29 protein-coding genes and 1 tRNA gene are annotated in these 26,188 nt (G+C 65.6%); 19 read left to right on the top strand and 11 right to left on the bottom strand.

Annotated features, from left to right (window positions below; all coding sequences use genetic code 11):
* The first annotated feature begins 2 nt into the window (after positions 1-2).
* The gene (locus AC07Y0_RS22640; RefSeq protein ID WP_498679868.1) at positions 3-1,280 is read left to right on the top strand and encodes a GNAT family N-acetyltransferase; all 1,278 of its coding nucleotides are present in this window, start codon (positions 3-5) and stop codon (positions 1,278-1,280) included.
* Between the two features lie 18 nt (positions 1,281-1,298).
* Here AC07Y0_RS22640 and AC07Y0_RS22635 read toward each other — a convergent pair whose 3' ends face one another.
* Positions 1,299-2,936, bottom strand: a complete 1,638-nt coding sequence (locus AC07Y0_RS22635) for an AMP-binding protein (RefSeq protein WP_498679867.1) — start codon at positions 2,934-2,936, stop codon at positions 1,299-1,301.
* Between the two features lie 214 nt (positions 2,937-3,150).
* Here AC07Y0_RS22635 and AC07Y0_RS22630 point away from each other — a divergent pair, with 214 nt between their 5' ends.
* On the top strand, positions 3,151-3,603 hold the full coding sequence (locus tag AC07Y0_RS22630) for a hypothetical protein (RefSeq protein ID WP_498679866.1): 453 nt from the start codon (positions 3,151-3,153) through the stop codon (positions 3,601-3,603).
* Positions 3,604-3,657: 54 nt separating this feature from the next.
* Here the strand turns inward: AC07Y0_RS22630 and AC07Y0_RS22625 are convergent, their stop codons facing one another.
* The gene (locus AC07Y0_RS22625) at positions 3,658-4,065 is read right to left on the bottom strand and encodes a tautomerase family protein (RefSeq protein WP_498679865.1); all 408 of its coding nucleotides are present in this window, start codon (positions 4,063-4,065) and stop codon (positions 3,658-3,660) included.
* A 117-nt stretch (positions 4,066-4,182) separates the two neighbouring features.
* Between AC07Y0_RS22625 and AC07Y0_RS22620 the strand changes: the two genes are divergently transcribed.
* Entirely contained in the window at positions 4,183-5,043 is an 861-nt protein-coding gene (locus AC07Y0_RS22620; RefSeq protein ID WP_498679864.1) for a LysR substrate-binding domain-containing protein, read from the top strand.
* 191 nt (positions 5,044-5,234) lie between these two features.
* On the opposite strand, the gene AC07Y0_RS22615 is transcribed toward AC07Y0_RS22620, so the two are convergent.
* Together AC07Y0_RS22615 and AC07Y0_RS22610 are read right to left on the bottom strand one after the other, a co-directional pair.
* The gene (locus AC07Y0_RS22615) at positions 5,235-5,705 is read right to left on the bottom strand and encodes a hypothetical protein (protein WP_498679863.1); all 471 of its coding nucleotides are present in this window, start codon (positions 5,703-5,705) and stop codon (positions 5,235-5,237) included.
* 139 nt (positions 5,706-5,844) lie between these two features.
* Positions 5,845-5,929, bottom strand: a tRNA-Leu gene (locus AC07Y0_RS22610).
* A gap of 187 nt (positions 5,930-6,116) precedes the next feature.
* Here AC07Y0_RS22610 and AC07Y0_RS22605 point away from each other — a divergent pair.
* Positions 6,117-6,707, top strand: coding sequence for a YqaA family protein (locus AC07Y0_RS22605; RefSeq protein ID WP_498679862.1), 591 nt, complete (start codon positions 6,117-6,119; stop codon positions 6,705-6,707).
* Positions 6,708-6,720: 13 nt separating this feature from the next.
* Complete coding sequence (locus AC07Y0_RS22600) at positions 6,721-7,233, top strand: disulfide bond formation protein B (protein ID WP_498679861.1); 513 nt, start codon at positions 6,721-6,723, stop codon at positions 7,231-7,233.
* 6 nt (positions 7,234-7,239) lie between these two features.
* Here the strand turns inward: AC07Y0_RS22600 and AC07Y0_RS22595 are convergent, their stop codons facing one another.
* Both AC07Y0_RS22595 and AC07Y0_RS22590 read right to left on the bottom strand, forming a co-directional pair.
* Positions 7,240-7,797: an HNH endonuclease gene (locus AC07Y0_RS22595; protein WP_498679860.1), complete on the bottom strand. Its 558-nt coding sequence runs from the start codon at positions 7,795-7,797 to the stop codon at positions 7,240-7,242.
* Between the two features lie 98 nt (positions 7,798-7,895).
* Positions 7,896-8,543 carry a DNA-3-methyladenine glycosylase family protein gene (locus tag AC07Y0_RS22590; RefSeq protein WP_498679859.1) on the bottom strand — a complete coding sequence of 216 codons (648 nt, stop codon included), beginning with the start codon at positions 8,541-8,543 and terminating at the stop codon, positions 7,896-7,898.
* Positions 8,544-8,596: 53 nt separating this feature from the next.
* On the opposite strand from AC07Y0_RS22590, the gene gluQRS reads away from it, so the two are divergent.
* Entirely contained in the window at positions 8,597-9,478 is an 882-nt protein-coding gene (gluQRS, locus tag AC07Y0_RS22585) for a tRNA glutamyl-Q(34) synthetase GluQRS (protein ID WP_498679858.1), read from the top strand.
* Here the strand turns inward: gluQRS and AC07Y0_RS22580 are convergent.
* A complete protein-coding gene (locus tag AC07Y0_RS22580) occupies positions 9,446-10,345 on the bottom strand; it encodes a YihY/virulence factor BrkB family protein (RefSeq protein WP_498679857.1) in 900 nt (299 codons plus the stop codon). The genes gluQRS and AC07Y0_RS22580 overlap by 33 nt on opposite strands.
* Positions 10,346-10,443: 98 nt before the next feature.
* Between AC07Y0_RS22580 and AC07Y0_RS22575 the strand changes: the two genes are divergently transcribed.
* The 7 genes from AC07Y0_RS22575 (at position 10,444) to AC07Y0_RS22545 (ending at position 15,812) form a co-directional block, all read left to right on the top strand.
* Positions 10,444-11,277: an SDR family oxidoreductase gene (locus AC07Y0_RS22575; RefSeq protein WP_498679856.1), complete on the top strand. Its 834-nt coding sequence runs from the start codon at positions 10,444-10,446 to the stop codon at positions 11,275-11,277.
* A 29-nt stretch (positions 11,278-11,306) separates the two neighbouring features.
* Positions 11,307-11,504: a twin transmembrane helix small protein gene (locus AC07Y0_RS22570; protein ID WP_028738306.1), complete on the top strand. Its 198-nt coding sequence runs from the start codon at positions 11,307-11,309 to the stop codon at positions 11,502-11,504.
* 15 nt (positions 11,505-11,519) lie between these two features.
* A complete protein-coding gene (locus AC07Y0_RS22565; protein ID WP_454747826.1) occupies positions 11,520-12,098 on the top strand; it encodes a cob(I)yrinic acid a,c-diamide adenosyltransferase in 579 nt (192 codons plus the stop codon).
* A 27-nt stretch (positions 12,099-12,125) separates the two neighbouring features.
* Positions 12,126-12,911 (top strand): rhomboid family intramembrane serine protease, encoded by a 786-nt coding sequence (locus AC07Y0_RS22560; protein WP_498679855.1) that lies wholly within the window; start codon positions 12,126-12,128, stop codon positions 12,909-12,911.
* A gap of 182 nt (positions 12,912-13,093) precedes the next feature.
* Positions 13,094-13,843 carry an electron transfer flavoprotein subunit beta/FixA family protein gene (locus AC07Y0_RS22555; protein WP_498679854.1) on the top strand — a complete coding sequence of 250 codons (750 nt, stop codon included), beginning with the start codon at positions 13,094-13,096 and terminating at the stop codon, positions 13,841-13,843.
* A 27-nt stretch (positions 13,844-13,870) separates the two neighbouring features.
* The gene (locus tag AC07Y0_RS22550; protein WP_498679853.1) at positions 13,871-14,800 is read left to right on the top strand and encodes an electron transfer flavoprotein subunit alpha/FixB family protein; all 930 of its coding nucleotides are present in this window, start codon (positions 13,871-13,873) and stop codon (positions 14,798-14,800) included.
* A gap of 130 nt (positions 14,801-14,930) precedes the next feature.
* Positions 14,931-15,812 carry a 3-hydroxybutyryl-CoA dehydrogenase gene (locus tag AC07Y0_RS22545; protein WP_454747830.1) on the top strand — a complete coding sequence of 294 codons (882 nt, stop codon included), beginning with the start codon at positions 14,931-14,933 and terminating at the stop codon, positions 15,810-15,812.
* Between the two features lie 73 nt (positions 15,813-15,885).
* On the opposite strand, the gene tlpA is transcribed toward AC07Y0_RS22545, so the two are convergent.
* Positions 15,886-16,548, bottom strand: a complete 663-nt coding sequence (gene tlpA / locus AC07Y0_RS22540) for a thiol:disulfide interchange protein TlpA (RefSeq protein ID WP_498679852.1) — start codon at positions 16,546-16,548, stop codon at positions 15,886-15,888.
* A 24-nt stretch (positions 16,549-16,572) separates the two neighbouring features.
* Between tlpA and argH the strand changes: the two genes are divergently transcribed.
* The 4 genes from argH (at position 16,573) to AC07Y0_RS22520 (ending at position 22,415) form a co-directional block, all read left to right on the top strand.
* Entirely contained in the window at positions 16,573-17,976 is a 1,404-nt protein-coding gene (gene argH / locus AC07Y0_RS22535) for an argininosuccinate lyase (RefSeq protein WP_498679851.1), read from the top strand.
* A gap of 96 nt (positions 17,977-18,072) precedes the next feature.
* On the top strand, positions 18,073-18,273 hold the full coding sequence (gene lptM, locus AC07Y0_RS22530) for an LPS translocon maturation chaperone LptM (protein WP_498679850.1): 201 nt from the start codon (positions 18,073-18,075) through the stop codon (positions 18,271-18,273).
* 13 nt (positions 18,274-18,286) lie between these two features.
* Complete coding sequence (gene lysA / locus AC07Y0_RS22525) at positions 18,287-19,555, top strand: diaminopimelate decarboxylase (RefSeq protein WP_498679849.1); 1,269 nt, start codon at positions 18,287-18,289, stop codon at positions 19,553-19,555.
* Between the two features lie 175 nt (positions 19,556-19,730).
* Positions 19,731-22,415, top strand: a complete 2,685-nt coding sequence (locus tag AC07Y0_RS22520) for a TIGR02302 family protein (RefSeq protein WP_498679848.1) — start codon at positions 19,731-19,733, stop codon at positions 22,413-22,415.
* Positions 22,416-22,458: 43 nt separating this feature from the next.
* Here AC07Y0_RS22520 and AC07Y0_RS22515 read toward each other — a convergent pair whose 3' ends face one another.
* The 3 genes from AC07Y0_RS22515 to AC07Y0_RS22505 all read right to left on the bottom strand — a co-directional run bounded on the left by AC07Y0_RS22515 (position 22,459) and on the right by AC07Y0_RS22505 (position 24,280).
* Entirely contained in the window at positions 22,459-22,818 is a 360-nt protein-coding gene (locus AC07Y0_RS22515) for a response regulator (RefSeq protein ID WP_498679847.1), read from the bottom strand.
* A gap of 146 nt (positions 22,819-22,964) precedes the next feature.
* Positions 22,965-23,516, bottom strand: a complete 552-nt coding sequence (gene hpt / locus AC07Y0_RS22510; RefSeq protein WP_498679846.1) for a hypoxanthine phosphoribosyltransferase — start codon at positions 23,514-23,516, stop codon at positions 22,965-22,967.
* An 83-nt stretch (positions 23,517-23,599) separates the two neighbouring features.
* Entirely contained in the window at positions 23,600-24,280 is a 681-nt protein-coding gene (locus tag AC07Y0_RS22505; protein ID WP_498679845.1) for a hypothetical protein, read from the bottom strand.
* Positions 24,281-24,480: 200 nt separating this feature from the next.
* Between AC07Y0_RS22505 and ftsE the strand changes: the two genes are divergently transcribed.
* Complete coding sequence (gene ftsE, locus AC07Y0_RS22500) at positions 24,481-25,140, top strand: cell division ATP-binding protein FtsE (protein WP_498679844.1); 660 nt, start codon at positions 24,481-24,483, stop codon at positions 25,138-25,140.
* Positions 25,133-26,161 carry a cell division protein FtsX gene (locus AC07Y0_RS22495; protein WP_498679843.1) on the top strand — a complete coding sequence of 343 codons (1,029 nt, stop codon included), beginning with the start codon at positions 25,133-25,135 and terminating at the stop codon, positions 26,159-26,161. The genes ftsE and AC07Y0_RS22495 overlap by 8 nt, the downstream gene beginning before the upstream one ends.
* The last annotated feature ends 27 nt before the right edge of the window (positions 26,162-26,188 follow it).

Below are 26,188 nucleotides of genomic sequence, written 5' to 3'. Positions count from 1 at the left end.
TCATGGGAGAACCGCCGATCTACAACGAGAGCATGAACAGCAGCGCCAACCGCCTGGTCGGCAGCCTGGCAAGCGAGACGGAAGACCGGCCCGCCGCCGACATGCGCCTCGACGTCGGCCGTCCCGGCCGGCAGCTCAGCCTCTATCCGGGCCGGGTCGGCTACGACCTGCAGGAGGAGCTCGACTTCCTCACCTACCGGGTGATGGAGGCGAACGTCTTCTTCGCGCCGCGTTTCCTCGCTCCCGCCATGCCGCGTCTCGACGACCGGCAGATCCGCTTCGCCGTCATCCGCGACGAGGATTCCCGGCGCAGCCGGGTGCGGCTGATGATGCCCTTTTCGGTCGAAAAGCCCGGCTTCTCCGTCGGACCGTCGATCCTGCGCGTCTGGTCCAATCCGTTCGGCCCGCTCGGCACGCCGCTAGTCGACGCCGAGGGCGCGGCCGAGACCATCGACAACATGCTGGAAGCGCTGGCCCGCCCGGACGCCAAGCTGCCCGGCATCCTCGTGCTGCCCGACCTCAGGCTCAACGGCCGCTTCACCCAGCTGATCAAGGCCGTGGCGATCGGCCGCGACCTGCCGCTGACGGTGACCAACACCTTCGAACGGCCGATGCTGGAAAGCCAGGAGGACGGCGACACCTATCTGAAGACGACGATCTCGAAGAACCACATGCGCGACATGCGCCGGCAGTTTCGCCTGCTCGGCGAAGAGGGACGCGTCAGCTACAATGTCGCCCGCCAGCCGGAGGAAATCCGCCGGCGCATGGAGGAGTTCCTGGCGCTGGAGGCGAGCGGCTGGAAGGGGCGCAAGCGCTCCGCCATGGTCATGGACCGTTTCCGCGCCGCCTTCGCCCGCGAGGCGATCACCAACCTCGCCGAGGTCGATGCCGTGCGCATCCACACGCTCGACCTCGACGGCCGGGCGATCGCCTCGATGGTCGTCTTCATCATGGCCGGCGAGGCCTATACGTGGAAGACCGCCTATGACGAGCGCTATGCTCGCTTCTCGCCCGGCAAGCTCTTGCTCGCCGACCTGACCGACTGGCATCTCGACGACCCGAACATCGAGCGCACCGACAGCTGCGCCGTGCCGGACCATCCGATCATGAGCCGCTTCTGGAAGGAGCGCGAGGAGATGGGAACGCTGCTGATCGGCCTGAGGCCCAATGCCGACCGCGACATGCGCCAGGCCGCCACCCAGCTGCACATGTACCGCAACACCCGTAACCTCGCCCGCATCCTGCGCGACAAGATCCTGTCGCGCCGCTTCAGCGACTGAGGCGACAGCCTTCGGGCGTCACTCGGCGGCGACCGCCAGTTCGCGGTCGCGCAGCAGCCGGCGGATGACCTTGCCGCTGGTGGTGAGCGGCATCTCGGTGATGAACTCCACCTCGCGCGGATATTCATGCATGGACAGCCGCTGCTTCACCCAGTTGCTGATCTCGCCGGCCAGCGCCGGGGTCGGCAGATAGCCGTCGGCGACGACGACGAAGGCCTTGACGATCTCGGTGCGCAGCGGATCCGGCTTGCCGATCGCGGCCGCGAGCTTGACCGCCGGATGGCCGACCAGACAGTCCTCGATTTCGGCGGGGCCGATGCGGTAGCCCGACGAGGTGATGACGTCGTCGTCGCGGCCGAAGAATTCGACATAGCCCTCGGCATCCTGACGGCCGAGATCGCCGGTCTTCATCCAGTCGCCGACGAACTTGCGCGCCGTCGCCGCCTCGTCGTTCCAGTAACCGAGGAACATCACCGGGTCGGGCCTGGCGATCGCCACCTGGCCGGTGACGCCGGCCGGCACCTCGCGGCCCTCGTCATCGATGATCGCCACGCGATGGCCGGGCACGGCGCGGCCGATCGCCCCGCCCCTGGTGACGCCCAGATGGGCGGCGGAGCCGAGGACGAAATTGCATTCGGTCTGGCCGTAGAACTCGTTCGGCACGATACCGAGCGTCGCCTTCACCCATTCATAGGTCTCGCGGCCGAGCGATTCTCCGGCCGAACCGATGCTGCGGAGCACGAGATCGTATTTCTCCAGCGGCCGGTCGACCGATTTCAGCAGGCGCAGTGCGGTCGGCGGGATGAAGGCGTTCCTCACCTTCATCTCTGCCATGATGCGGAAGGCCATGTCGGGATCGAACTTCTGCGCCGGCGAGGAGACCACCGGAACGCCGAGCATCAGCGCCGGCAGCAGCGCGTTGAGCAGACCGCCGGCCCAGGCCCAGTCGGACGGGGTCCAGACCTTGTCGCCGGGCTTGGGCAGGAAATCATGCACCATCTGGAAGCCGGGGATGTGGCCCGGCAGAACCCGGTGGCCATGCAGCGCGCCCTTGGGCGGGCCGGTGGTGCCCGAGGTGAAGATCATCAGCGCCGGCGTGTCCGGGCCGGTTTCGGCGACGTCGAAGACGGAGGGATGGGCCTCGACGAGAGAAGTGAAAGAATGCACCGCGCCGGAGGCGGGCCCGGTCGAGATCACATGCTCGAGGGCCGGCAGGCGCGGACGGATCTCCTCCAGGCGCGAGAGGCCAAACTCGTTGGTGACGACGGCGCGGGCGCCGGCGGCGGAAAGCCGGTACTCCAGGGCCTCGACGCCGAACAGCAAGGCCAGCGGCAGGGCGATGGCCCCCATCTTGTAGATCGCCACATGGGCGATCACCGTCTCGAACGACTGCGGCAGCAGGAGTGCGACCCGGTCGCCGCGGCCGATGCCGAGCGCGGTCAGGGCATTGGCGAAGGCCGCCGATTTCGCCGAGAGTTCGCCATAGGTCATCGACAGATGCCGGCCGTCAGCAGAGAAATGCTCGAGGCAGACGCGGTCGGCATGTTGCACCGCCCAATCGTCGCTGACGGCACGGCCGATGTTGAAATTCGGCGGAATCTGCCACGAAAATTCGCGATAGAGGGCTTCGTAGGTACCGAATTCGGGGAGAAACATGCCGATTTCCCGCTAGATGACGAAAATTCTAGTTAGCATTCCTTTCGCACATGCACAATGGACGCGAACGTAACCTGCCGCGGCATCGGCTGGACAGTTTTTCCGGCCGCGTGCTAACGTCGCTTGGCGCGAGGCAAGGTCGTCGAAACAGCGATCGGCGTCACCTCCGCATTTTTCGACATCGCATCCGACGAGCATGGGACGGGCAGACATCATGACCAAGACGCCGACCGGCAAGAGTGTTCGACTGGCCCAGCCCGTCAAGCAGGTGACCGTGGATGCCGGCCTCATGCCGAAGAAGCCCGGGCGCCAGCAGCGCCGGCCATCCGCCGAGGCGGAGCCGGCTACGGCCACGGTCAACATCTTCGCGCCGGTTCATCCGGCGGTGGCGGCGACGCGGCAGAAGATGAAGCAGCAGGCGGCCAAGACCGCAGCGGTCAGGCTCGGCGCGGCGATCGACGCCGGCGCGCTGCCCGCAGCGGAGGCCAAGCGCCTCGTGCTTTCCCGCATCGTCAAGAGTCTGGGCTCGGCCGAGGCGGCGGAGAAATGGTATCGCAGCCACCACTTAAGCGAACTCGGCGGCCGTACCCCGGCCCAGATGGTGCGCGCCGGCGAACTCCGGACGCTGCTCGAATATTTCGCCAGGGATACCTCGGCAAAGGCTTGAGGCGATCGATCCCGGCAGACCCGGGATCGCCTGTCACCGCACAGCCTGCGGCCATCATGCGGCGTCAAGCCGGCCCTTGATATAGCGATATTCCTGCGTGACGCCGCCGAAGCCATAGGCCGCGGCCGAAACCTCGTGGACATGCACATAACTCTCGGCATGCACGCCGCCGAGGGCTTCGCCCATGGCCGAAAACACGGCGGCCATGTAGTCGGCCAGTTCACCCTTGGTGTTGGTCCCGTCGACCACCTTGATGTCGAGCCAGAAGCTCTCGGTTCCCTGCGCGACGAGCGACTGTCCGCCGGCGAACCAGTGGCTAGGATCGATGTGGGAGATGGCGACGGCCGTCACCGTCGGATCCTTGCGCAGATGCTGGCGGGTCAGTTCGGTGATCTCTCCGGCGATCCGCGCCGAGCGCTCGGCATCGGGCGCGGTGGTGACGGCGATATTGATGATCGGCATGGTTCCTGTCCTCTCTTGTCGGTCATGGGCCGGCGGCCCGGCGAGCTCAGGAATGACAGAAGGATTCAATCATAAAAATCGAATTGTTCTTCACTTACATTTTGATAATATCGAAATATGGAAACCATCGACCCGGAATTGCTCCGTACATTTCTCGCCTTCGCCGACACCGGATCTCTGACCCGCGCCGCCGATATTGTCGGCCGTTCGCCATCAGCGATCACCGCCCAGATGCAGCGCCTGGAGGCGGTGGTGGGAGATGCGCTCCTCGAGCAGGCCGGGCGCGGCCGCACCCTGACGCCGACCGGCGAGGCGCTGGTCGGCCATGCGCGGCGGATCATCGCCGCCCATCGCGAAGCGCTGCTGAGCCTGAAAGGCGCGCGCGCCGATGGCCGGATCGCGCTGGGCTGCACCCAGGATTTTGCCGAAAGCGGCCTGCCCGACATCCTGCGGCTGTTTGCCGACACCCATCCACGACTGCGCCTCGATCTGAGGATCGGCCGATCGGCGGAACTGGCCGGCGCCTTCGAGCGCGGCGAACTCGACCTGGCGCTGGCCATGCGCAGCAGCGCATCGCCGGATGAACGCCTGGTGCTGCGCGAACCCATGTTCTGGCTCGGTGCGGCCGAGTGCCTTAAACGCGCCGGCGGCGAAGTGCCGCTGGCCCTGCTCGACGCGCCATGCGGCTTTCGCAACGTCGCGATCGCCGCCCTCGATGGGGCTGGCCGCCGCTATCGGATCGCCGCCACGAGTGCCAGCCTGTCGGGACTGGCTGCGGCGGTGAAGGCCGGGATTGCGATCACGGCCCGGACCGCGCGCATGGCAGGCGACGGGATCGCCCGGCTCGACGGCGCGTTTGCCTTGCCGACGCTGCCCCAGGCGGAATTTGCGCTGCGGCTGCGCCCGGACGCAGCAACGCCGGGGCACGACCTGGCCGACCTGCTCGTGGACATGCTGCCAAGTTTCGATCTGGGATAGGCCGGAGCAGCGGACCAGCGTGGGCGGAGACCGTCACCGCTCCCTCGCTTGACGATCGCAATCATGAGCACCCGAAATAGATCGAACCTACTTCGGAGCACGCCCCAAATAGGTGCCTAAGCACGGTCCCCGCGAACGCCCCGTGTCAACCGCCCCCCGCGCGGCGCGAACTCGCTGGAATACCACTGCATTCAATCCGACTCTTTCTCCGCGTCAAACACCTTATACGTCACCGAAGGATCATCTTTCCGGCTACCACTCAGTTCTTCATAGAGATGGTGCGCAAACATCGCCCCCGCTCCGAACACCACCCAAAGCGGAACCCCTATTGCGCCGCCCAACGCTGCAATGCCGGCGTTGGCGCTTCCGAAGAGCGTAAAGGCCGCGCCCGCAGCGCCCAAACCGAGACGTTGCGGTGTGGATCGATTGTCCCATCCATATTTCTTGATTTGCGTATAGACGACCTTCAAGATCGGCCAAGTCACGCTCGCCCTATGGGTTATCAGAATGGCTTCCTTGGTCTTTCGGGCGACAGACACGTCCTTCTGGCGAAGCTCAAGCAAAGAACCGGCCCACATACGCAACGCCTCTCTCTCGGATGGCGGCGTGTTTTCTGCGAGTTGCACGGCGAGCTGCCGTTGACGGTCATTCTGCTCTGACATTCCCGTTCTCCTAAGGTGTTAGACCTATCGCCACAACAATGACCGCAGACAGCCCCAAAACGATCGTCACGACGCCTTAGGTTTGATGGAGAAATCGCAGAGACTTAAGATGATGGAATCGTAAATTTTCAAGGTTTGATGGTGCCCCATGCCGGAATCGAACCAGCACTCCTTTCGGAACTCGATTTTGAGTCGAGCGCGTCTACCAGTTCCGCCAATGGGGCACAGAAGCGTCTTGTGTCGGTAGGACAGCGCCGGACTATACGAAGCAAGCCGAAGCGGTCAACCGCCTTTTTTCGCCGAAAGCCGTTCACGCGAATGTTTGCGAACGGGATGATGCGCCGCAGCACAAAGCATTTACAGCCGCCCGCCGCTTGCTTACAACCGCTCGGCCAAAGCAGGGAAGAAAGAATGCTGCGACGACTGTACGACTGGACCATGTCGCTTGCCGCGCGCAAGTCGGCGGAAAAATGGCTGGCGATCATCGCCTTCATCGAGAGCTCGATCTTTCTCGTTCCGGCCGACGTGCTGTTCCTGCCCATGGCCCTCGCCAAGCCGGAAAAGGCCTATCGCTATGCCATGATCGCCACGGTCGCATCGGTGCTCGGCGGTATCGCCGGCTGGTTCCTCGGCTACTATGCCTTCGAGACGGTGGCCAAGCCGATCCTGGCCTTCTACGGCAAGCTCGAGGCTTTCGAGGCGCTGCGCACCGCTGTCGACTACCAGATGGTGGTCCTGCTGCTGATCACCTCGGGCCTGTCGCATCTGCCGCCGATCAAGGTGGTGACCATCCTGTCCGGCGTGGCCCATATCAACATCTGGCTGTTCATCGTCTCGGCCATCGTCGCCCGCGGCGCGCGCTTCCTGCTGCTCGCCTGGCTCTTGCAGCGCTACGGCGAGCCGATCCGCCACTTCATCGAGAACAGGCTCGGCCAGATCGCCGGCTTCGGCGCGGCTGCGCTGATCGTGCTATACGTCGCCTATCGCTATTTCCTGCATTAGAACGGATCCGCCCATGAGCTTGCCCGCCTCCCTCGCCAAATCCGATACCGCAATCGCCGCCGTGCTGACCCTCGGCATGGCTGTCGTCGTCGGCTCGGCGCTCGGCTTCGAGCATATCGGCGGATACATTCCCTGCGCGCTCTGCCTGCTGGAACGCAATCCCTATTACATCGGCATGGGCGTGGGCGTGCTGGCGGTTCTTTCTTCGCTCTTCAGGCTGCCGCCCGCCGTCACGCGCGGCCTGTTTGCCGTCATCGCCGTGCTGATGATCGTCAGCATCGGCCTTGGCACCTATCATGCCGGCGTCGAATGGAAGTTCTGGGAAGGCCCGGCGAGCTGCACGATCGGCGCAACCGGCGGCGATGCCCCGGTCAACGTGCTGGAAGCGCTGAATTCCACCAAGGCGCCGTCCTGCACCGAGGCGACGCTGCGCGTGCTCGGTCTGTCCTTTGCCGGCTGGAACGTGCTGACGAGTGCGGCGCTGGCCGCGATCGCGCTCTGGGCGACGTTCCGCAAGCGCGGCTGAGAACGCTCAAGGCTGCAGTTCGGAATCCCAGTAGAGATAGTCGACCCAGCTCTCGTGCAGGTGATTGGGCGGGAAGAGCCGGCCGTTGTTGTGCAGGTCCTGCACGGTCGGGCGGTAGGGCTTCTGGTGCGGGAACATCTGCGCCTGGCGCGGCAGCTTGCTGCCCTTGCGCAGGTTGCAGGGCGAGCAGGCGGCCACCACGTTTTCCCAGGTGGTCTCGCCGCCATGGGCGCGCGGGATCACGTGGTCGAAGGTCAGGTCCTCGTCGGAGCCGCAGTACTGGCATTCGAACTTGTCGCGCAGGAAGACGTTGAAGCGGGTAAACGCCGGATTGCGGGTCGGCTGGACATAGGTCTTCAGGCTGACGACGCTCGGCAGCCGCATGGAAAAGCTCGGCGAGCAGACCGAATGGTCGTATTCGGCGATGATGTTCACACGGTCAAGAAAGACCGCCTTGATCGCGTCCTGCCAGGACCACAGCGACAAGGGATAGTAACTCAGCGGCCTGTAGTCGGCATTCAGGACGAGCGCCGGCAAGGACTGGGGTGAGACTGCAATCGTCAAGGCATTCTCCTGATCGATTCGGCACCTGTCTGTTTATATTAGGTCCGTTGTGACAGCCTTGTGAAGCCCCCTCCCCGAGGGGGCGTCCTTCCGCCGCGCTATTCGGCCGCGGGAAGAGCCTCCCGGCCCGTCCGGGCGGCGTAGTGTGCCCAGAACAACCGGGCGGCGACCGAGCGCCAGGGCCGCCAGACCTCGGCGATCTGGACGACCTGGCGGATGTCGGGCCGCGCCTCGTGGCCGAAGACGTCGCCGACCGCGGCCCGCAGGGCCACGTCACCGGCGGGGAAGATGTCAGGGTGCCCACCGCAGAACATCAGATAGACCTCGGCGGTCCACAGGCCGATGCCCTTGAGGGCTGTCAGCCTGGCGATCGCCTCCGCCGCTTCGAGGCGCGCGATCGCCGACAGGTCGAGCGCGCCGGAAGCCACGGCGCGGGCGGCAAGGTCCAGCGTGGACGCCTTGGCGCGCGACAGGCCGAGGCCGGCGACGACGTCGGCATCGAGCGAAAGATAGGCCTCGGCGGACGGCGCATCCCCCGCTGCCGCGCGGATCCTCGCCCAGATCGCCTCGGCGCTAGCGCGCGACACCATCTGCGACACGATGATATGGGCAAGCCCGGCAAAGCCGGGTTCGGCAAGGCGCAGCGGCAGCGGCGCAAGCCGGTGGGCGAGCGGCTCGAGGCGCGGATCGATCGTCACCAGTTGGGAAAGGCCGAACGCCACATCCTGTGCGGTCGTGATGTTCATTTCGCTCTCGCCCCGCCCTTTTCCGCGACCCGCATTTCGTGCCAGATGGAAGCATGATCCCGTCCACCCGTCAAAACCCGGCCCTGCGTTTCGCGCCGAGCCCGAACGGCCTCCTGCATCTCGGCCATGCGCTGTCGGCCCTGCTCAATGCCGATATGGCGGCCGCACTCGGCGGGCGCCTGCTGCTGCGCATGGAAGACATAGACGTCACCCGCTGTACACCCGAATTCGAACGGGCGATCTACGAGGATCTCGCCTGGCTCGGGCTCGACTGGGAGCGGCCGGTGCGGCGGCAGTCGGAGCATTTCGACGACTATCGCGCCGCACTGGAGACACTGATCACCCGGGGTCTCGCCTATCCCGCCTTCCTCACCCGCGGCGAGGTGAAGGCGCGCGTCGCGCGGGCCGAGGCCGACGGTCTGTCCTGGCCGCGCGACCCGGACGGGGCACCGCACTACCCGGCGGATGAGCGGGATCTGTCCGATGCCGAGCGGCGGCGTCGGATCGATGCCGGTATCCGCCACGCCTGGCGGCTCGACATGGGCCGGGCGATCAAGGAATGCGCGGAGGCGCTGTTTTGGACGGAAACGGGCGACGGAAAGTCCGGAGAGATCGCCGCCGATCCGGCGGCCTGGGGCGATGTGGTGCTGTGGCGCTCGGATGCGCCGTCGAGCTATCACCTGTCGGTGACCGTGGACGACGCCGGCCAGGGCATCACCCATGTGGTGCGCGGCCTCGACCTCTTTCACGCCACCTCGGTGCACCGGCTGCTGCAGCACCTGCTCGACCTGCCGGCGCCGGTCTATCACCACCACCGGCTGATCCTGGGAGCCGACGGGCGCAAGCTGTCGAAAAGCGAGGGCGACACCGGGCTGGCGGTGCTGCGCGGGCAAGGCCTGACCTCAGCCGACATCCGTCGACTGGTCGGGCTTTGACGGGGGCAGGTCGACCACCAGCACCTTGTGGCCGAGCACCTCGAACTTCAGCAGCGCCGCGTTGAACTCCGCACCGATGATGAAGATCGCGCCCACCATGTAGAGGAAGACGAGCACGACCATGATCGAGGCGAGACCGGCATAGGTCGCAGCGTAGTCGGCGAAGCTCGCGAGATAATAGGCGAAGATCAGCGCACCGATCAGCCAGAGCACCAAGGTCAGCAGCACGCCGGGAATGACGTCGCGAAGGCGCCGGTGACCGGCCGGCAGGCCGAGATGGAAGACCACCAGGCCGAAGATGAGCACGGCGAGCGTGCCATAGATGCGCCAGTTGGCGACCGTCGCCAGGAAATCCTCGAGCAGCGGAAACCACTTTTCCGCAAAGGCCAGTGCCACCGGGACGGCGACGAGAAGCGCGCTGATCGCGGCAAGGGCGACGACGGCGCCGATGACGAAGCCGAGGCTGACGAGACGGGTGATGTACCAGGGGCGCGTTTCGGGCACACGGTAGGCGCGGTTGAGCGATGCCCGCAGCGCCTCGACGCCGTTCGAGGCGAAATAGGCGGCAGCCAGCACCGAGACCGTCAACAGACCACCGCGCGGGATGGTGAGGACCTCGACCACCTGTTCCGACAGCGGCTTGGCGATAGCCTCCGGCCAGGTGTCGAAGATCAGATGCACGGCCGTCTCGGCAAAGCTGTCGGCGCCGAGAAAGCTCGCCAGCGCCGTGCCGAAGATCAGGAAGGGAAAGACGGCGAGCAGGGCGGATAGGGCCACGTGGCTCGCCATGGCCCAGCCGTCATCCTCGGTGAAATGCTTGAGCGCGTCGAAGCAGACCTTGTAGAGCATGCGCAGGAATTGCGGCATCCCATCTCCCTGGTGCGGCGGGCCGCCGAAATGGTCTGGCCGATTGTCACCCGCGAACGAATATGGGAAACCGGATCGGTTTGTACAGGGAACATTCGATGACCGACCCACGCACCATCATCGTCACCGGCTGTTCATCGGGCATCGGCGCCCATTGCGCAAGGGCGCTGGCCGCAGATGGATGGCGTGTTTTCGCCACCGTGCGCAAATCCGAGGACCTGGCCCCGCTCGAAGCCGACGGCATCGAGGCGCTGCTGATGGACTATACCGACGCGGCGAGCATTGCCGCGCTGGTCGACGAGGTGGCGAAGCGCACGGGCGGGCGGATCGATGCGCTATTCAACAACGGCGCCTACGGCCAACCCGGTGCGATCGAGGATCTGACGACCGACGTGCTGCGCCGCCAGTTCGAGACAAACTTCTTCGGCTGGCACGAACTGACGCGGCGCGTGATCCCGCTGATGCGGACCCGCGGTGAGGGCCGCATCGTCCAGTGCTCGTCGATCCTCGGGCTGTTGCCCTATCGCTACCGCGGCGCCTATACCGCATCGAAATACGCGCTCGAAGGCCTGACCGTCACGCTGAGAATGGAGCTCCAGGGTTCGGGCATCCATGTCAGCCTGATCGAGCCCGGTCCGATCGAAAGCCGCTTCACCGCCAATGCGCTGAAGATGATCGAAGAGAATGTCGATCTCGAAAACTCCGCCCACGCCAAGGAATACAAGCGGCAGCTGGCGCGCCTCGGCGGCACAGGCCCCATCAACCGCTACAAGCTGGGTCCGGAGGCGGTCTACAAAGTGCTGAAACACGCCTTGACCGCCACCCGGCCACGCCCACATTATCCCGTGACCGTTCCGGCGCGGCGTGGCGTCCTGCTGAAGCGCCTGCTGCCGGCCGACCTCTTCTACCGGCTGATGCGGATGCTGGACTGAACGCCGATTTTGAAAGCAAGCAGAGACAGATGTCCACCTTTACCACCGTCCTTAGCCTGATCGTCATGGGTCTCGTCGTCCTGGTTCTGATCCGGGGCCTTTACAACATGCTGAAGGGCGGCAGCGGCAACACGTCCAACAAGCTGATGCAGATGCGCATCGTGCTGCAGGCGGTGGCGATCGCGCTGATCATGCTCACCCTGTGGCTGACCGGCGGCGGCCGATAGGAAAGGGATCAACCGATGGTCAGGCTCAACAAGATCTATACCCGCACCGGCGACGACGGAACGACCGCGCTCGTCACCGGCCCGCGCCGGCTGAAGCACGACCTGCGCGTCGACGCCTATGGCACGATCGACGAGACCAATTCGTCGATCGGCGTGGCCCGGCTGCACACGGGCGACATGCCCGAACTCGACGCCATGCTGATGCGCATCCAGAACGACCTGTTCGATCTCGGCGCCGATCTCGCCGCCCCGGAAACCGGCGAGACGCTCACCTACGAGCCCCTCCGGGTGATCGAGGCGCAGGTGACGCGCATCGAATCCGAGATCGACCAGCTGAACGCCGGTCTCGATCCGCTGAAATCCTTCATCCTGCCGGGCGGCTCGCCGGCCGCAGCCCATCTGCATATGGCCCGCACCGTGGCGCGCCGCGCCGAGCGCATCATGGTCGAGCTGTCGCGCTTCGAGGGCGAGACCATCGACGAGCCGGCGCTGAAATACATCAACCGCCTCTCCGATTTCCTCTTCGTCGCCGCGCGTTTCGCCAATGACGGCGGCAAGGCGGACATTCTCTGGGTGCCGGGCAAGAATCGTTGAACGGCCGATAGGCCAAAGGGGCGCCAAGTGTTCATTCCGCTACACGACCGCAACGCCCTCAAGCACATCCGGCGGCAATACGTCACCTTCGGCCTGATCCTTGCCAATGTCCTCACCTTCGCCTTCACGGTGCTTCTGACGCCGGAGGCGGTTGCACAGGCCAGCGTCTTCGGCCTCGGCTTCATTCCGGCCGTGGTGTTCGACAATGCCGTGCTCGACCCGTCGCTGGTGATCGTGCCACCCGACGCAACCTTCCTTACCTATTCCTTCCTGCATGTCGACCTGATGCATCTCGGCTCCAACATGCTGTTCCTCTGGGTGTTCGGCGACAATGTCGAGGATGCGCTGGGACACCTGCGCTTCCTGGTCTTCTACCTCGCCTGCGCGGCGGCCGGAGCGCTGTTCCACGGCCTCGTCGCGCCGCTGTCGGAAGCGCCGCTGATCGGCGCCTCGGGCGCCGTATCGGGCGTGGTCTCCGCCTATCTGATGCTGCATCCCAAGGTGCGCATCTGGGTGCTGGTGCTGTTTCGCTTTCCCCTGCCGCTGCCGGCTTTCGTGCCGCTGCTCTTCTGGATCGGCCAGCAGTTCGTCATGCTGCTGACCGACGGGGAAGGCACCGTCTCCTGGGGCGCCCATGTCGGCGGCATTCTGACCGGGGCCGTGCTGGTGTTCTTCATGCGACGGCGCGGCGTTCCGCTGTTCGACCGCACCATCGTCACGCCGGCGGCGGTCCAGCACAGCCTGCAGCCCGCTCCGCGCGTCGTGCTGCCCGCACCCGCAGCGGTGAAACGGCCGGTGCACTGGGGACGCTGACGGAATTTTCCGGCCGAAATGTTGACGCGCACGTAAACGTCAATTATTCATTCGGCAAAATCGGAACGCCCTTTGCTGGAGCGTTGTGTTTGGGCGAAAAATGCGTATCGATGTCGCCATTCGACAATCGGCGGACCGCAACTAAGCGCATTTTCCGGCGGGAGCAGTGAAGGAAGGAACCCATGAAGATACTCGTGACCGTTAAGCGGGTTGTGGACTACAACGTCAAGATCCGCGTGAAGCCGGACGGCTCCGGCGTCGAGCTGGCCAACGTCAAGATGTCGATGAACCCGTTCGACGAAATCGCCGTCGAAGAAGCGCTTCGCCTCAAGGAAGCCGGCAAGGCATCGGAAGTCGTGGTCGTGTCGATCGGCCCGGCCAAGGCCGAGGAAACGCTGCGCACCGCGCTCGCCATGGGTGCCGACCGCGCCGTGCTGGTCGAGACCGACGACGCCGTCGAGCCGCTCGCCGTCGCCAAGCTGCTGAAGGGCGTGATCGACGCCGAACAGCCGGGCCTGGTCATCACCGGCAAGCAGGCGATCGACGACGATTCCAACCAGACCGGCCAGATGCTGTCCGCGCTACTCGGCTGGGCGCAGGGCACCTTCGCCTCGAAGGTCGAGATCGGCGACGGCAAGGCATCCGTCACCCGCGAAGTCGACGGCGGCCTGCAGACCATCGAGGTCAAGCTGCCGGCGGTCATCACCACCGACCTGCGCCTCAACGAGCCGCGCTACGCTTCGCTGCCGAACATCATGAAGGCGAAAAAGAAGCCGCTCGACAAGAAGACGCCCGCCGACTTCGGCGTCGACACCACGGCGCGCCTGAAGGTGCTCAAGACCGAAGAACCGAGCGGCCGCAAGGCAGGCATCAAGGTCAAGTCGGTCGCCGAACTGGTCGACAAGCTGAAGAACGAAGCCGGCGTGCTGTAATCGGACCGGGATAGGAGACATAGAAACATGGCCATTCTTCTTCTGGCAGAACACGACAACGCAACCCTGTCCGACCAGACCGCCAAGGCGCTGACGGCCGCCGCAAAGATCGGCGGCGACGTTCACGTGCTGGTCGCCGGCGCCGGTGCCAAGGCTGCGGCCGACGCCGCCGCCAAGCTCTCGGGCGTATCCAAGGTGCTGCTCGCCGACGATGCGAGCCTTGCCAACAACCTCGCCGAGCCGCTCGCCGCCCTGATCGTCGGCCTCGCCAGCGCCTATGACACCATCATCGCGCCCGCCACCTCCTCGGCCAAGAACGTCATGCCGCGCGTGGCCGCCCTGCTCGACGTCATGCAGGTCTCGGATATCGTCGAGGTCGTTTCGGCCGACACCTTCAAGCGTCCGATCTATGCCGGCAACGCCATCCAGACCGTGCAGTCGAGCGACGCCAAGAAGGTCATCACCGTGCGCACCGCATCCTTCGCCGCCGCCGGCGAAGGCGGCTCAGCGGCCGTCGAGACCGTCGGCGCCGCGGCCAATCCGGGCGTCTCGTCCTTCGTCAACGACGCGCTGTCGAGCTCCGACCGTCCGGAACTGACCTCGGCCAAGATCATCATCTCGGGGGGCCGCGCGCTCGGCTCGTCGGAGAAGTTCAACGCCGTCATCCTGCCGGTGGCCGACAAGCTCGGTGCCGCCGTCGGCGCTTCGCGCGCCGCCGTCGACGCAGGCTACGCCCCGAACGACTGGCAGGTCGGCCAGACCGGCAAGGTGGTCGCCCCGCAGCTCTACATCGCCTGCGGCATCTCCGGCGCCATCCAGCATCTCGCCGGCATGAAGGATTCCAAGGTCATCGTCGCGATCAATAAGGACGAAGAGGCACCGATCTTCCAGGTCGCCGACTACGGTCTGGTCGCCGACCTGTTCGAGGCTCTGCCGGAGCTGGAAAAGGCGCTCTGAACGCCATTCCTTTCGCAACTGCGAAAAGACTGGAAAAACGCCCCGCGCGGGTCTATCAATTTGCCGGGCCGGCTTTCGTTGGCCCGGCATTTTTGTAAGAATGCGACTGCGGAGTGGTGAGGAGAACGCAATGACGACGGTTATCGGCAATGTGGGTGTCGTGGGCGCGGGCCAGATGGGCTGCGGCATTGCCCATGTATCGGCACTCGCCGGCTACAAGGTCACGATCTACGACCTTTCGAAGGACCGCATCGAGGCTGGTCTCGCCACCATCAACGGCAACCTCGCCCGCCAGGTCACCAACGGCAAGCTCTCCGACGAGGACCGCAAGGCGGCCCTTTCGCGCATTTCCGGCAGCGCCGACATCAACGACCTGGCGCCGATGGACCTGGTAATCGAGGCCGCGACCGAGGACGAAACGGTCAAGCGCAAGATCTTCGCCCAGGTCTGCCCCGTGCTGAAGCCGGAGGCGCTGCTCGCCACCAACACCTCGTCGCTCTCCATCACCCGGCTCGCCTCCGCCACGGACCGGCCGGAACGCTTCATGGGCATTCACTTCATGAATCCCGTGCCGGTGATGAAGCTGGTCGAACTGGTGCGCGGCATCGCCACCGACGAAACCACCTTCGACACGGCCAAGACCTTCGTCCGCTCGCTCGACAAGACGATCACCGTCGCCGAGGACTTCCCGGCTTTCATCGTCAACCGAATCCTGCTGCCGATGATCAACGAGGCGATCTACACGCTCTATGAAGGCGTCGGCTCGGTCGAGGCGATCGACACCGCCATGCGGCTCGGCGCCAATCACCCGATGGGCCCGCTGCAGCTCGCCGACTTCATCGGGCTCGACACCTGCCTGTCGATCATGCAGGTCCTGCATGACGGCCTGTCCGACAGCAAGTATCGCCCCTGCCCGCTGCTGGTGAAATATGTCGAAGCCGGCTGGCTCGGCCGCAAGGCCGGCCGCGGCTTCTACGACTATCGCGGCGAAGTGCCGGTCCCCACGCGCTGAGGATCACGCACAGGACTGGCGACACGGAGGTACCGGCGTGCTTCCGGGACAAGCTCCCCGTCCATGACTGGGCTCACGTGCCGACGGCGGCCTTGATCAGCGCCGAGGCATCCTTGCCGTCCCAGGCGGCGGGGCCGTTCATCGAGCCGAGCAGGCAGCCCTTGCCGTCGATCAGCAGCGTGACCGGCAGGCCGAAGGCCAGGCCCTCCTTCTTCATCGTATTGAACACGCCCATGCTGGCATCGCGGTAGAGCCCCAGCTGATCGACCCCGATTTCCTCAAGGAACGCCTTCGGCTTGTCGATCGCGCCGGTGTCGATATTGACCGCCAGAACCTGGAAGGCCTCACTGCCCTCGGCCTTCTGCAACGCGTTGAGCGCCGGCATTTCCTCGCGGCAGGGTACGCACCAGGTGGCCCAGAGATTGAGGAGAACCGTCTTGCCGGAGAAATCGGCGAGCGTCAGGTCCTTGTCCGCCTGGTCCTTGAAGGACAGCCCGTCGATCACCCGCGGCTCCGCTGCCGCGACCATGGCGGCGACGTCACCGGTGGTGAACGGCTTAAGCGCGGCCGCTTTTTCGACGGAAGCCGCACACTGCGCGGCATCGGCGACCTCGGTCCCATTGCCAGACGTGGTCTGCTTCACGTATACCGCCACCGCGCCGGCAAGGATCCCGGCGACCGCCGCAATCGCAACAAGCTTGGCGGAAGGAAGTCCGAGCGGTCTTTTTTCTGTCATTGCAGTCTCCAGGATGGGCAAGGCATGGCCGAGGACACCAAGAACACGAAATCCTCCAACCAGATGTGGGGCGGTCGCTTCGCTTCCGGCCCCGCGGCCATCATGGAGGAGATAAATGCCTCCATCGGTTTCGACAAGAAGCTTTACGCCCAGGACATCCGCGGCTCAATCGCGCATGCGACCATGCTGGCGCATCAAGGCATTATCTCGGCCGAGGACAAAGACAAGATCGTTCACGGCCTGAACACGATCCTGTCAGAGATCGAAAGCGGCCAGTTCGTCTTCTCGCGCAAGCTCGAGGACATCCACATGAACGTCGAGGCGCGGCTGGCCGAGCTGATCGGCCCCGCCGCCGGACGGCTGCACACCGCCCGCTCGCGCAACGACCAGGTGGCGCTCGACTTCCGGCTCTGGGTCAAGGAAGAGCTGCAGAAGGTCGAGGCTTCGCTGACCGCGCTGATCGCCGCCTTCCTCGACCGCGCCGAGGAACATGCCGACACCGTCATGCCGGGCTTCACCCATCTCCAGACCGCCCAGCCGGTGACCTTCGGCCACCACTGCATGGCCTATGTCGAAATGTTCGGCCGCGACCGCCAGCGCGTGCGCCACGCCATCGAGCACATGGACGAGAGCCCGATCGGGGCAGCGGCGCTCGCCGGCACAGGCTTTGCCATCGACCGCCACATGACGGCCAAGGCGCTCGGCTTCCGCGAGCCGACCCGCAATTCGATCGACACCGTGTCGGACCGCGACTTCGCGCTGGAATTCCTGTCGATCGCCTCGATCTGCGCCACGCATCTGTCGCGGCTGGCCGAAGAGATCGTCATCTGGTCGACGCCTCAGTTCGGCTTCATCCGCCTGTCGGATGCGTTTTCGACCGGCTCGTCGATCATGCCGCAGAAAAAGAACCCGGACGCCGCCGAACTGGTGCGCGCCAAGACCGGCCGCATCAACGGCTCGCTGGTGGCGCTGCTGACCGTGATGAAGGGCCTGCCGCTCGCCTATTCCAAGGACATGCAGGAAGACAAGGAACAGGTCTTCGATTCGGCCGAGAGCCTGGAACTGGCGATCGCCGCCATGACCGGCATGGTGCGCGACATGACGATCCGCACCGACAGGATGAAGGCCGCGGCCGGCTCCGGCTATTCGACCGCGACCGATCTCGCCGACTGGCTGGTCAGGGAAGCCGGCCTGCCCTTCCGCGACGCCCACCACGCGACCGGCAAGGCGGTCGCCATGGCGGAAGCGAGAGGATGCGACCTCGCCGAACTCTCGCTGGAAGACCTGCAGTCGATCAATCCGGCGATCACCGCCGGGATTTTCGACGTGCTGACCGTCGAGGCCTCGGTCGCCAGCCGCAAGAGCTTCGGCGGCACCGCGCCGTCGGAAGTCAGGAAGCAGATCGCCTGGTGGCGCGCGCGCAACTGATCACGGTCGTTTGCAGGACCATCACGAGATTGAGGGTGCACAAGCGCCCCGATTTTCGCTACACGCTAGGGGACGATATTTTCGGTGGACAGGGTGATGGTGAAGACGCTTCGACGTGGAACAGTGGCCGCAGGCCTGATGCTCGTGACGGCCCTTGTGCTGTCGGGTTGCGGCCGCAAGGCCGATCTCGATCCACCAAGCATGCCGGCCGCGCAGCAGAACAAGCTGACCCCCGGCGAGAAACCGGCCCAGCCGACCGTCCCCGACAAGCCCTTCGTCCTCGACCCCCTTCTCTGACAGGTCCAAGCCCGTGAACCATTTCGACTACCGCGACGGCGTGCTCTACGCCGAGGACGTTTCCGTACCCGAAATCGCCAGGGCCGTCGGCACGCCGTTCTACTGCTATTCGACCGCCACCCTGGAGCGGCACTACAAGGTCTTCGCCAAGGCCTTTTCCGGCGTCGATTCCATGGTCTGCTACGCCATGAAGGCCAATTCCAACCAGGCGGTGCTGAAGACGCTGGCAAGGCTCGGCGCCGGCGTCGACGTCGTGTCCGAAGGCGAACTCAGGCGCGCGCTTGCCGCCGGCGTACCGGCCAACCGCATCATGTTTTCCGGCGTCGGCAAGACCGTGCAGGAAATGGACCTGGCGCTGGACGTCGGCATCTACTGCTTCAACGTCGAGAGCGAACCGGAACTCGAAGTGCTGGCAAGCCGGGCGCAAAAGGCCGGCAAGACGGCGCATGTGTCCTTCCGCGTCAATCCGGACGTCGACGCCAGGACCCATGCCAAGATCTCCACCGGCAAGAAGGAAAACAAGTTCGGCATTTCCTTCGACCGCGCCCGCGCCGTCTATGCCCGCGCGGCAAGCCTGCCCGGCATAAAGGTTTCCGGCATCGACATGCATATCGGCAGCCAGATTACCGAAATGCAGCCCTTCGAGGATGCCTTCCGGCTGTTGCGCGAACTCGTCGACACACTGCGTGCCGACGGTCACGCGATCGACCACGTCGACATCGGCGGCGGCCTCGGCATTCCCTACAAGGACGACAACAACCCGCCGCCGGAACCCACCGCCTATGCCAAGGTCGTGCTGGAACAGCTCGCCGGCCTCGAGTGCAAGATCATCGCCGAACCCGGCCGCCTGATCGTCGGCAATGCCGGCATTCTGGTGACGGAAGTGATCTATGTGAAGGACGGCGGCGACAAGACCTTCGTCATCGTCGACGCCGCGATGAACGACCTGATCCGCCCGACGCTCTACGAGGCCTACCACGAGGTTCGCCCGGTGGTGATCTCGGCGGCCAGCGCGCCCCGCATCCGCGCCGATATCGTCGGCCCGGTCTGCGAGACCGGCGACTATCTGGCGCTCGACCGGGAGATGGCCATGCCGCGCTCCGGCGACCTGCTCGCCGTCGGTTCGGCCGGCGCCTACGGCGCGGTACAGGCGGGCACCTACAACTCCCGCCGGCTGATCCCCGAGGTGTTGGTCAACGGCAGCGAATTCCACGTGATTCGCCCGCGCCCGAGCTACGAGGACCTGATCGCGCTCGATTCGATTCCGGCCTGGCTGGCCTGACCGAAGCGCCCGGTCGCCGTTCACTTTTCGGCGACCGGTTCAAAAAAGCGGGCCCGATCGGCTCGCCGCCCTCGTCTTCGCCACAAACGATGCTATCCTTGCCGTTCGTAAGGACAGCAGATCCGCGCCTTGCTCGCCGAACAGGTGAGCCGCGGGCCACACGGAGACCCGACCGATGACCCCGCAGCCGGGCGGCACGAGAACGGGTGCGTTTCGCACCGACCCGGCGCTGGCACGGCGGGTGGCGATCAAGCGCTTCCTGGCGCGGCTGGTCCTGTTTGCCGAACGCGTGCTGCCGCTGTTCCTGCCGCTCGCCGGCATTGCCGCGATCTTCGTCTCGCTCGCCTGGCTCGGCGTCTATCGCCAGCTGCCGGAGCCGGCCCGCCTCGTCCTCGTATTCGCGCTGACGGTCGCCTTCGTCGCGAGCCTCCTGCCCTTTGCCCGGCTGCGCTGGCCCGCCGGCGAGGAAGCCGACCGGCTGCTGGAAGAGCGCAACCATCTCGCCCACCAGCCCGTCGCCGTGCAGGACGACGAGCCGGCCTTCGAGACGCCCTTTGCCCGCGCGCTCTGGGTCGAGCACCAGCGCCGCATGGCCGAAACGATCGCCGCCCTGGACGCCGGCCTGCCCCGGCCGGACATCGCGCGCTTCGACCGCTATGCGCTTCGCGCCGTGCCGGCCCTGCTGTTCGTCACGGCGCTTGCCTATTCCGGCTCCAATGGCGCCGGCGTGATCGCCGATGCCTTCCGCCAGCAGCCGGCGGCGGGCGACGCACCGGGGCTCAGGATCGACGCCTGGATCACCCCGCCCGCCTATACCGGCCAGCCTCCGGTCTTCCTCTCCGGCCGTGATGGCCAGGGAGACGGCCAGGCCATGGCGGCCAAGGCGCGGGTCCCGCAGAATGCCCAGGCGACCGTGCGTATCAGCGGCGGCAGCGCCGACGAGAAGGTCCTGTTCCGCCGGGCCGACGACGGCACGGTGGTCGACATCGCCATGAACGATTCGACGAAAGCAGAGGGCGAAGCAGCCCAGCCAGCGATCGGCACGCCTCCCTCCACTGCCGCGAATGCGAACGCCAATGCCAACGCGGCGCGCGTCCACGAATGGAAACTCGACGCGAGCGGCGATCTTCTGGTCGGCGGGCGGCAATGGGCGATCGACGTCATCCCCGACAAGGCGCCGGAAATCGCCTTCGACGGCCAGCCGCGCCGCAGCGCCAACGGCGCGCTCGAGATCGGCTTCACCGCCAAGGACGACTACGGGCTTGCCAAGGCCTATGCCGAGATCGAGCCGCTGGAGGAAAAGGCGGATGCCATTCCGCTCTATGACCTGCCGGAATACAAGCTCGACTTGCCGCGCCACAACGCCCGCGACGCCAAGGGCCTGTCGAGCCGCAACATCACCGAGCACCCGCTCTCGGGCCGCAAGGTCAGGATCACGCTGGTGGCGACCGACGGCGCGGGCCAGACCGGCCGCAGCCCGCCGCATGACATGGTGCTGCCGGCCCGGGCCTTCGTCGAGCCGCTGGCGGCGGCCGTCGCCGAGGAGCGCCGGGTCTTCGCCCTCGACATCCGCGACCTGCGTTACGCGATCGCCCTCAACGAGGCGCTGACCATCCGCCCCGAGGAAACCATCCCCAACACGACGCACTACCTGCTGCTCCAGTCGGCGCAGGCGCGCATGAAGCTTGCCCGCTCGACCGGCGAGTTGGAAAACACCGCCGACTATCTCTGGGAAATCGCCCTTGGCATCGACGGCGGCGAGCTGTCGCTGGCCGAACGCAAGCTGCGCGACGCCCAGCAGGCGCTGGCCGACGCGCTGGAGCGCAATGCGCCGGACGAAGAGATCAAGAAGCTGATGGACGAGCTGCGCACCGCCATGCAGGAATTCATGAGCGCCATGGCCGAGCGCCAACCGAATGCCGAGGGCCAGCAGCAGCAGTCGGCTCAGAACGTGCTGCGCCAGCGCGACCTGGAAAACATGATGAACCAGATCGAGAACCTGGCCCGCTCCGGCAATCGCGACGCGGCCCGCCAGATGCTCTCCGAACTGCAGCGCATGATGAACAACCTGCAGGCCGGACGCCCGCAGCGCGGCCAGCAGCAGGAGAACAGCCAGGTGCGCCAGCAGATCGACAAGCTCGGCGAGATCATGCAGGACCAGCAGAGGCTGATGGACGAGACCTTCAAGCTCGACCAGGCGCTGAAGGACCGCATGCAGCGCGGCGACCCGGGCGACGGCGAAGACGGCGAATTTCTCGAGCAGATGCCGCCGGAGGGCGAGGACGGCCAGCAGCCGCAGCAGGGTCAGGACGGACAGGAAGGCCAGCAGGGCTCGCCCACCGACCGGATGACGGCCGAACAGTTGCGCGAAGCGCTGAAGAACCTGCGCGCCCAGCAGGACGCGCTTGGCAAGAAGCTGGACGAACTGCAGAAGGGCCTCGGCGACCTCGGCGTCAAGCCGGGCGAAGGCTTCGGTCAGGCGGAGCGCGAGATGCGCGGCGCCGGCGAGGCGCTCGGCAAGAGCCAGGGCGAGCGGGCGGTGGAAGGCCAGGGCAAGGCGCTCGAAGCGCTGCGCCAGGGCGCGCGCGACATGATGAACCAGATGATGCAGGCGATGCGCGGCCAGCAGGGGCAGGGCGAGCAGCAGGGCGAAGGCCAGGGCAACCAGACCGGCCGTGACCCGCTCGGTCGCCCGCGCGCCACCACGGGTCCGGACTTTGGAGAACGCGTCAACGTGCCCGACGAGATCGACGTGCAGCGGGCGCGGGAGATCCTCGAAGCGATCCGCAAGAAGCTCGGCGACAATGCCGGCCCGGAATTCGAGCGCCGCTATCTCGAAAGGCTGCTCGACATTCAGTGAGAGGGGCAGTCGAAAGGCTGACCGTCACATACGTGGGGACGATTCAGCCCGCCAGGGCGCGCGCCACCGCTTCGCGGATGTCGGGAAGGGCGAAGGGCTTCGACACCACGTCGACGATCTTGGCCGACAGGTCGTCCGCCCGTTCGCGCTGTTCGGCATAGCCGGTCATCAGCAGGATCTTGAGGTCGGGAAAGGACGAGGCGGCGCGATGGGCAAGCTCGATGCCGTCCATCACCGGCATGCGGATATCCGACAGCAGGAGGTCGAAAGCCTCTTCCGCAAGGCGTTCGAGCCCTTCGGCGCCGTCGGCGGCCTCGAAGGTCTCGTGGCCGTCGAGACGCAGCGCCCGCGCAACAAAGGAGCGCAGCGAATCTTCGTCTTCCGTAATGAGGATTTTCGCCATGATCGCCTTGCTCCCGGTCCATTCATTGTCCGAGAGCGAAATCACCAGAGTTTCGTTTGCGATCGGTAAACGCCAAGGGGGCCGACCGCCCCCATGGTTAACAACTGCTCTTCGCTGCGGGGCGACACTTCGCCCGGCGAACGAGCTCAGGCCCCGTCCGCATCTCCGGTGACGACACCGACGAAGGGCAGTTCCCGGAAGGCATAGGCGACGTCCATGCCGTAGCCGACGACGAAATAGTCCGGGCATTCGAAGCCGACATAATCGGCCTCGAGCTGTTCCTGGCGCTTCACCTTCTTGTCGAGCAGCACGGCGAGAGAAACGTTCGAGGCGCCCCGCTCCAGGAGCAGTTCCTTGGCGAATTTGAGCGTGCGGCCGGATTCGAGGATGTCGTCGATCAGCAGCACGTCGCGGCCATGCACGTCGCTGTCGATGTCCTTGACGATCCGGACCCCTTGCGAGACGGTCCCCGTGCCATAGCTGGACAGGGTGATGAACTCGACCTCGGGGGCGAGCCCCACATCGTGCAGGGCGCGGATGAGGTCGGCGGCGAAGATGAAGGAGCCCTTGAGGACCGCGATCACCAGCAGGTCATGCGCCGGACCCTTGGCGATTTCGGCCGCGAGCTGGTGATTACGCTCATCGATCTGCCGGGCGGTGTAGAGCGGCTCGATATTCTTTCCGCGGACGACGGGCATGGCTTACTCCTTCAAGCGCTGCGGCATGGCCGATCGCAGGGGCCGGCCGTGGAAAGTGTTGGCCGATAGCACAGTCGGGCGCGTCAGGCACCCAATTCCTCGAAGGAGAGCCTGAGTTCCGGCGTTTTTCCACCGGGATGCAGCAATCGCGCCGTGATTCCGCGGCTGTGGCCCGCATCGATCTCTTCGACCGGCGTTGCGATATAGGTGCTGGCGATCACCTGTCCGCCGGCGATCAGATCGGCCCTGAGCTTCGGCACCTGGCTTTTCGCCGCGCTGCGGTTTTCGATGATGGCATTGACCTGGAGAATGCGCATGCCGTCGTCGTCGCGCGGGGTGAGGCTGACATGGGTGATGTCCAGCGGGCCGGCACTCGCCTGCTCGGCCGGGCCGCCGACGATCAGCCCGGCCAGCGCGAAGATCACCACGAAGACCAGGGCGACGAAGGCGGCAAAGCCCCGGTCGGAAAAGGATTGCAGCGCCTTTTCGGTACGGCGTAGCGACCCGCCGGCAAGGCTTGCCCAGCGGTTGGCACCGGCGGTGCGGCGGTCGGATGAGGAGAACCGGCGATTGTCGTTGGAGCTTCGTTTCGCGTCCGGCCGGCGCGGCACCTCGCGCGTAGCGACCGGCACGGAGACGAAATGCGCGTCGATCACGTCGGCGGAGGCGCCAAGGATGGATCTCTGCGGCCGCCGGGGTCGCGCAGGCGGCAGAAGGTCGATCTCCGGCGTCGCCGGCCCTCGTCTCGAGCGGAATGCGTTCATCTTTCCGGTGCCTTTCGCATAAGCCGCCGACCGGCCAAATCTGGGCATTGAAACGAATCCCCTCCAGTCGTAAATTCAAATGGTTAATGCTTCGAAAAGATCCGTCGGAAGGCGCCATCTTTCGGGCGGAATTTACCGGCTGTTAACCCTCTTCGTTAACATGGTGCAGACCCACGCGATCTGTCAGACTGGCTGAGCTCTTGATCCACTTCGAAAATGTCGGCTTGCGCTATGGAATGGGACCGGAGATCCTCCGCGACCTGACCTTCGATATTCCGAAGCGTTCCTTCCAGTTCCTGACCGGCCCGTCAGGCGCGGGCAAGACCACGCTGCTGCGCCTGCTGTTCATGTCGCTGCAGCCGACGCGCGGACTGATCCGCAGCTTCGGCCGCGACATCACCAAGATCCCGCGCGCCGAACTGCCCATGCTGCGCCGGCGCGTCGGCATCGTCTTCCAGGATTTCCGGCTGCTCGATCACCTGACCACCTATGAGAACGTCGCGCTGCCGCTGCGCGTGCGCGGCAAGGAAGAGACAGGCTATCGCGGCGACGTGCTGGAACTGCTGAAATGGGTGGGCCTTGGCGAGCGCATCAACGTGCTGCCGCCGGTCCTGTCGGGCGGCGAGAAGCAGCGCGTGGCGATCGCCCGCGCCCTGATCGACCGGCCGGAGATCCTGCTCGCCGACGAGCCGACCGGCAATGTCGACCCGCCCATGGCACGGCGCCTTCTCAGCCTCTTCCTCGAGCTGAACCGTCTCGGCACGGCCGTGGTGATCGCCACCCACGATCTCGCGCTGATGGACCAGGTCGACGCCCGACGCATGATCCTCACAGACGGGCGGCTCGATATCTATGACTGAGCTCGACCAGAACGACCGGCGCGCACCGCGCACGACAGCAGCCAAGCCCCAGGCACCGCGCCGGACCGAGATGACGGTCAGGCCCACGGGCCCGATCCTGCCGCCCTCCAACATCCAGGGCAATGCGCTGCTGGTGGTGATCGCCATCATGGCCTTCCTCGCCTGCCTGACGCTCGGCGCCGTCAGCATGGTGCGCGCCACCGCCGCCGGCTGGCAGAGCCAGATCGCCCGCGAGATCACCATCCAGATCAAGCCGGACGACGGGCTCGACATGGACAAGGCCCTCATCAAGGCTCGCGACCTGGCGCTGACCTTCGTCGGCACGAAGGAAGGCCAGATCATGGACGACGAGGCGACCGCCCGGCTGCTGGAGCCTTGGCTCGGCACCGGCCTCGACCTCGACGAACTGCCGGTGCCGCGCCTCGTCATCATCACCATCGACGAAGCCAACCCGCCCGACTTCGCGGCGATGCGCGACCTGTTGAAGACCGAGGTGCCGCAGGCCTTCCTCGACGACCACCGCACCTGGGTCGACCGCCTCGTACAGATGGCGCGGACCACCGTGCTGATCGGATCCGGCGTTCTCGTCCTGGTCTTTACCGCCATGGTGCTGACCGTGGTGTTCGCCACGCGCGGCGCGCTGTCGGGCAATCGCCACATCATCGAGGTGCTGCACTTCGTCGGCGCGGAAGGCTCGTTCGTCGCCCAGGAATTCCAGAAGCACTTCCTCAAGATCAGCCTCAAGGGTGCGGCCGCCGGCGGTCTTCTGGCAGCTGGCCTGTTCGCGCTCGCCGGTTACTGGCAGAGCCGGTCGCTCGCCACGCCGGAGAGCGATCAGGCCGCGGCCCTGTTCGGCACGTTTTCGATCGGCTATCTCGGCTATCTCGGGATCTTCGCGACCATGATCGTGATCGCGCTCCTGACCACCCTGACGGCGCGGCTGACCGTGATCCGGACGATCTACGAGATCGACCTCATCCGCTCCGACCCGGCACGCACCGACGGACTGCTGGGCGACTGATGCGGCGAATGCCTGTTGAATGCCACA

Source organism: Allorhizobium sp. GW101-3B10, assembly GCF_059424725.1.
This window is presented reverse-complemented; position numbering and strand designations above follow the sequence as displayed.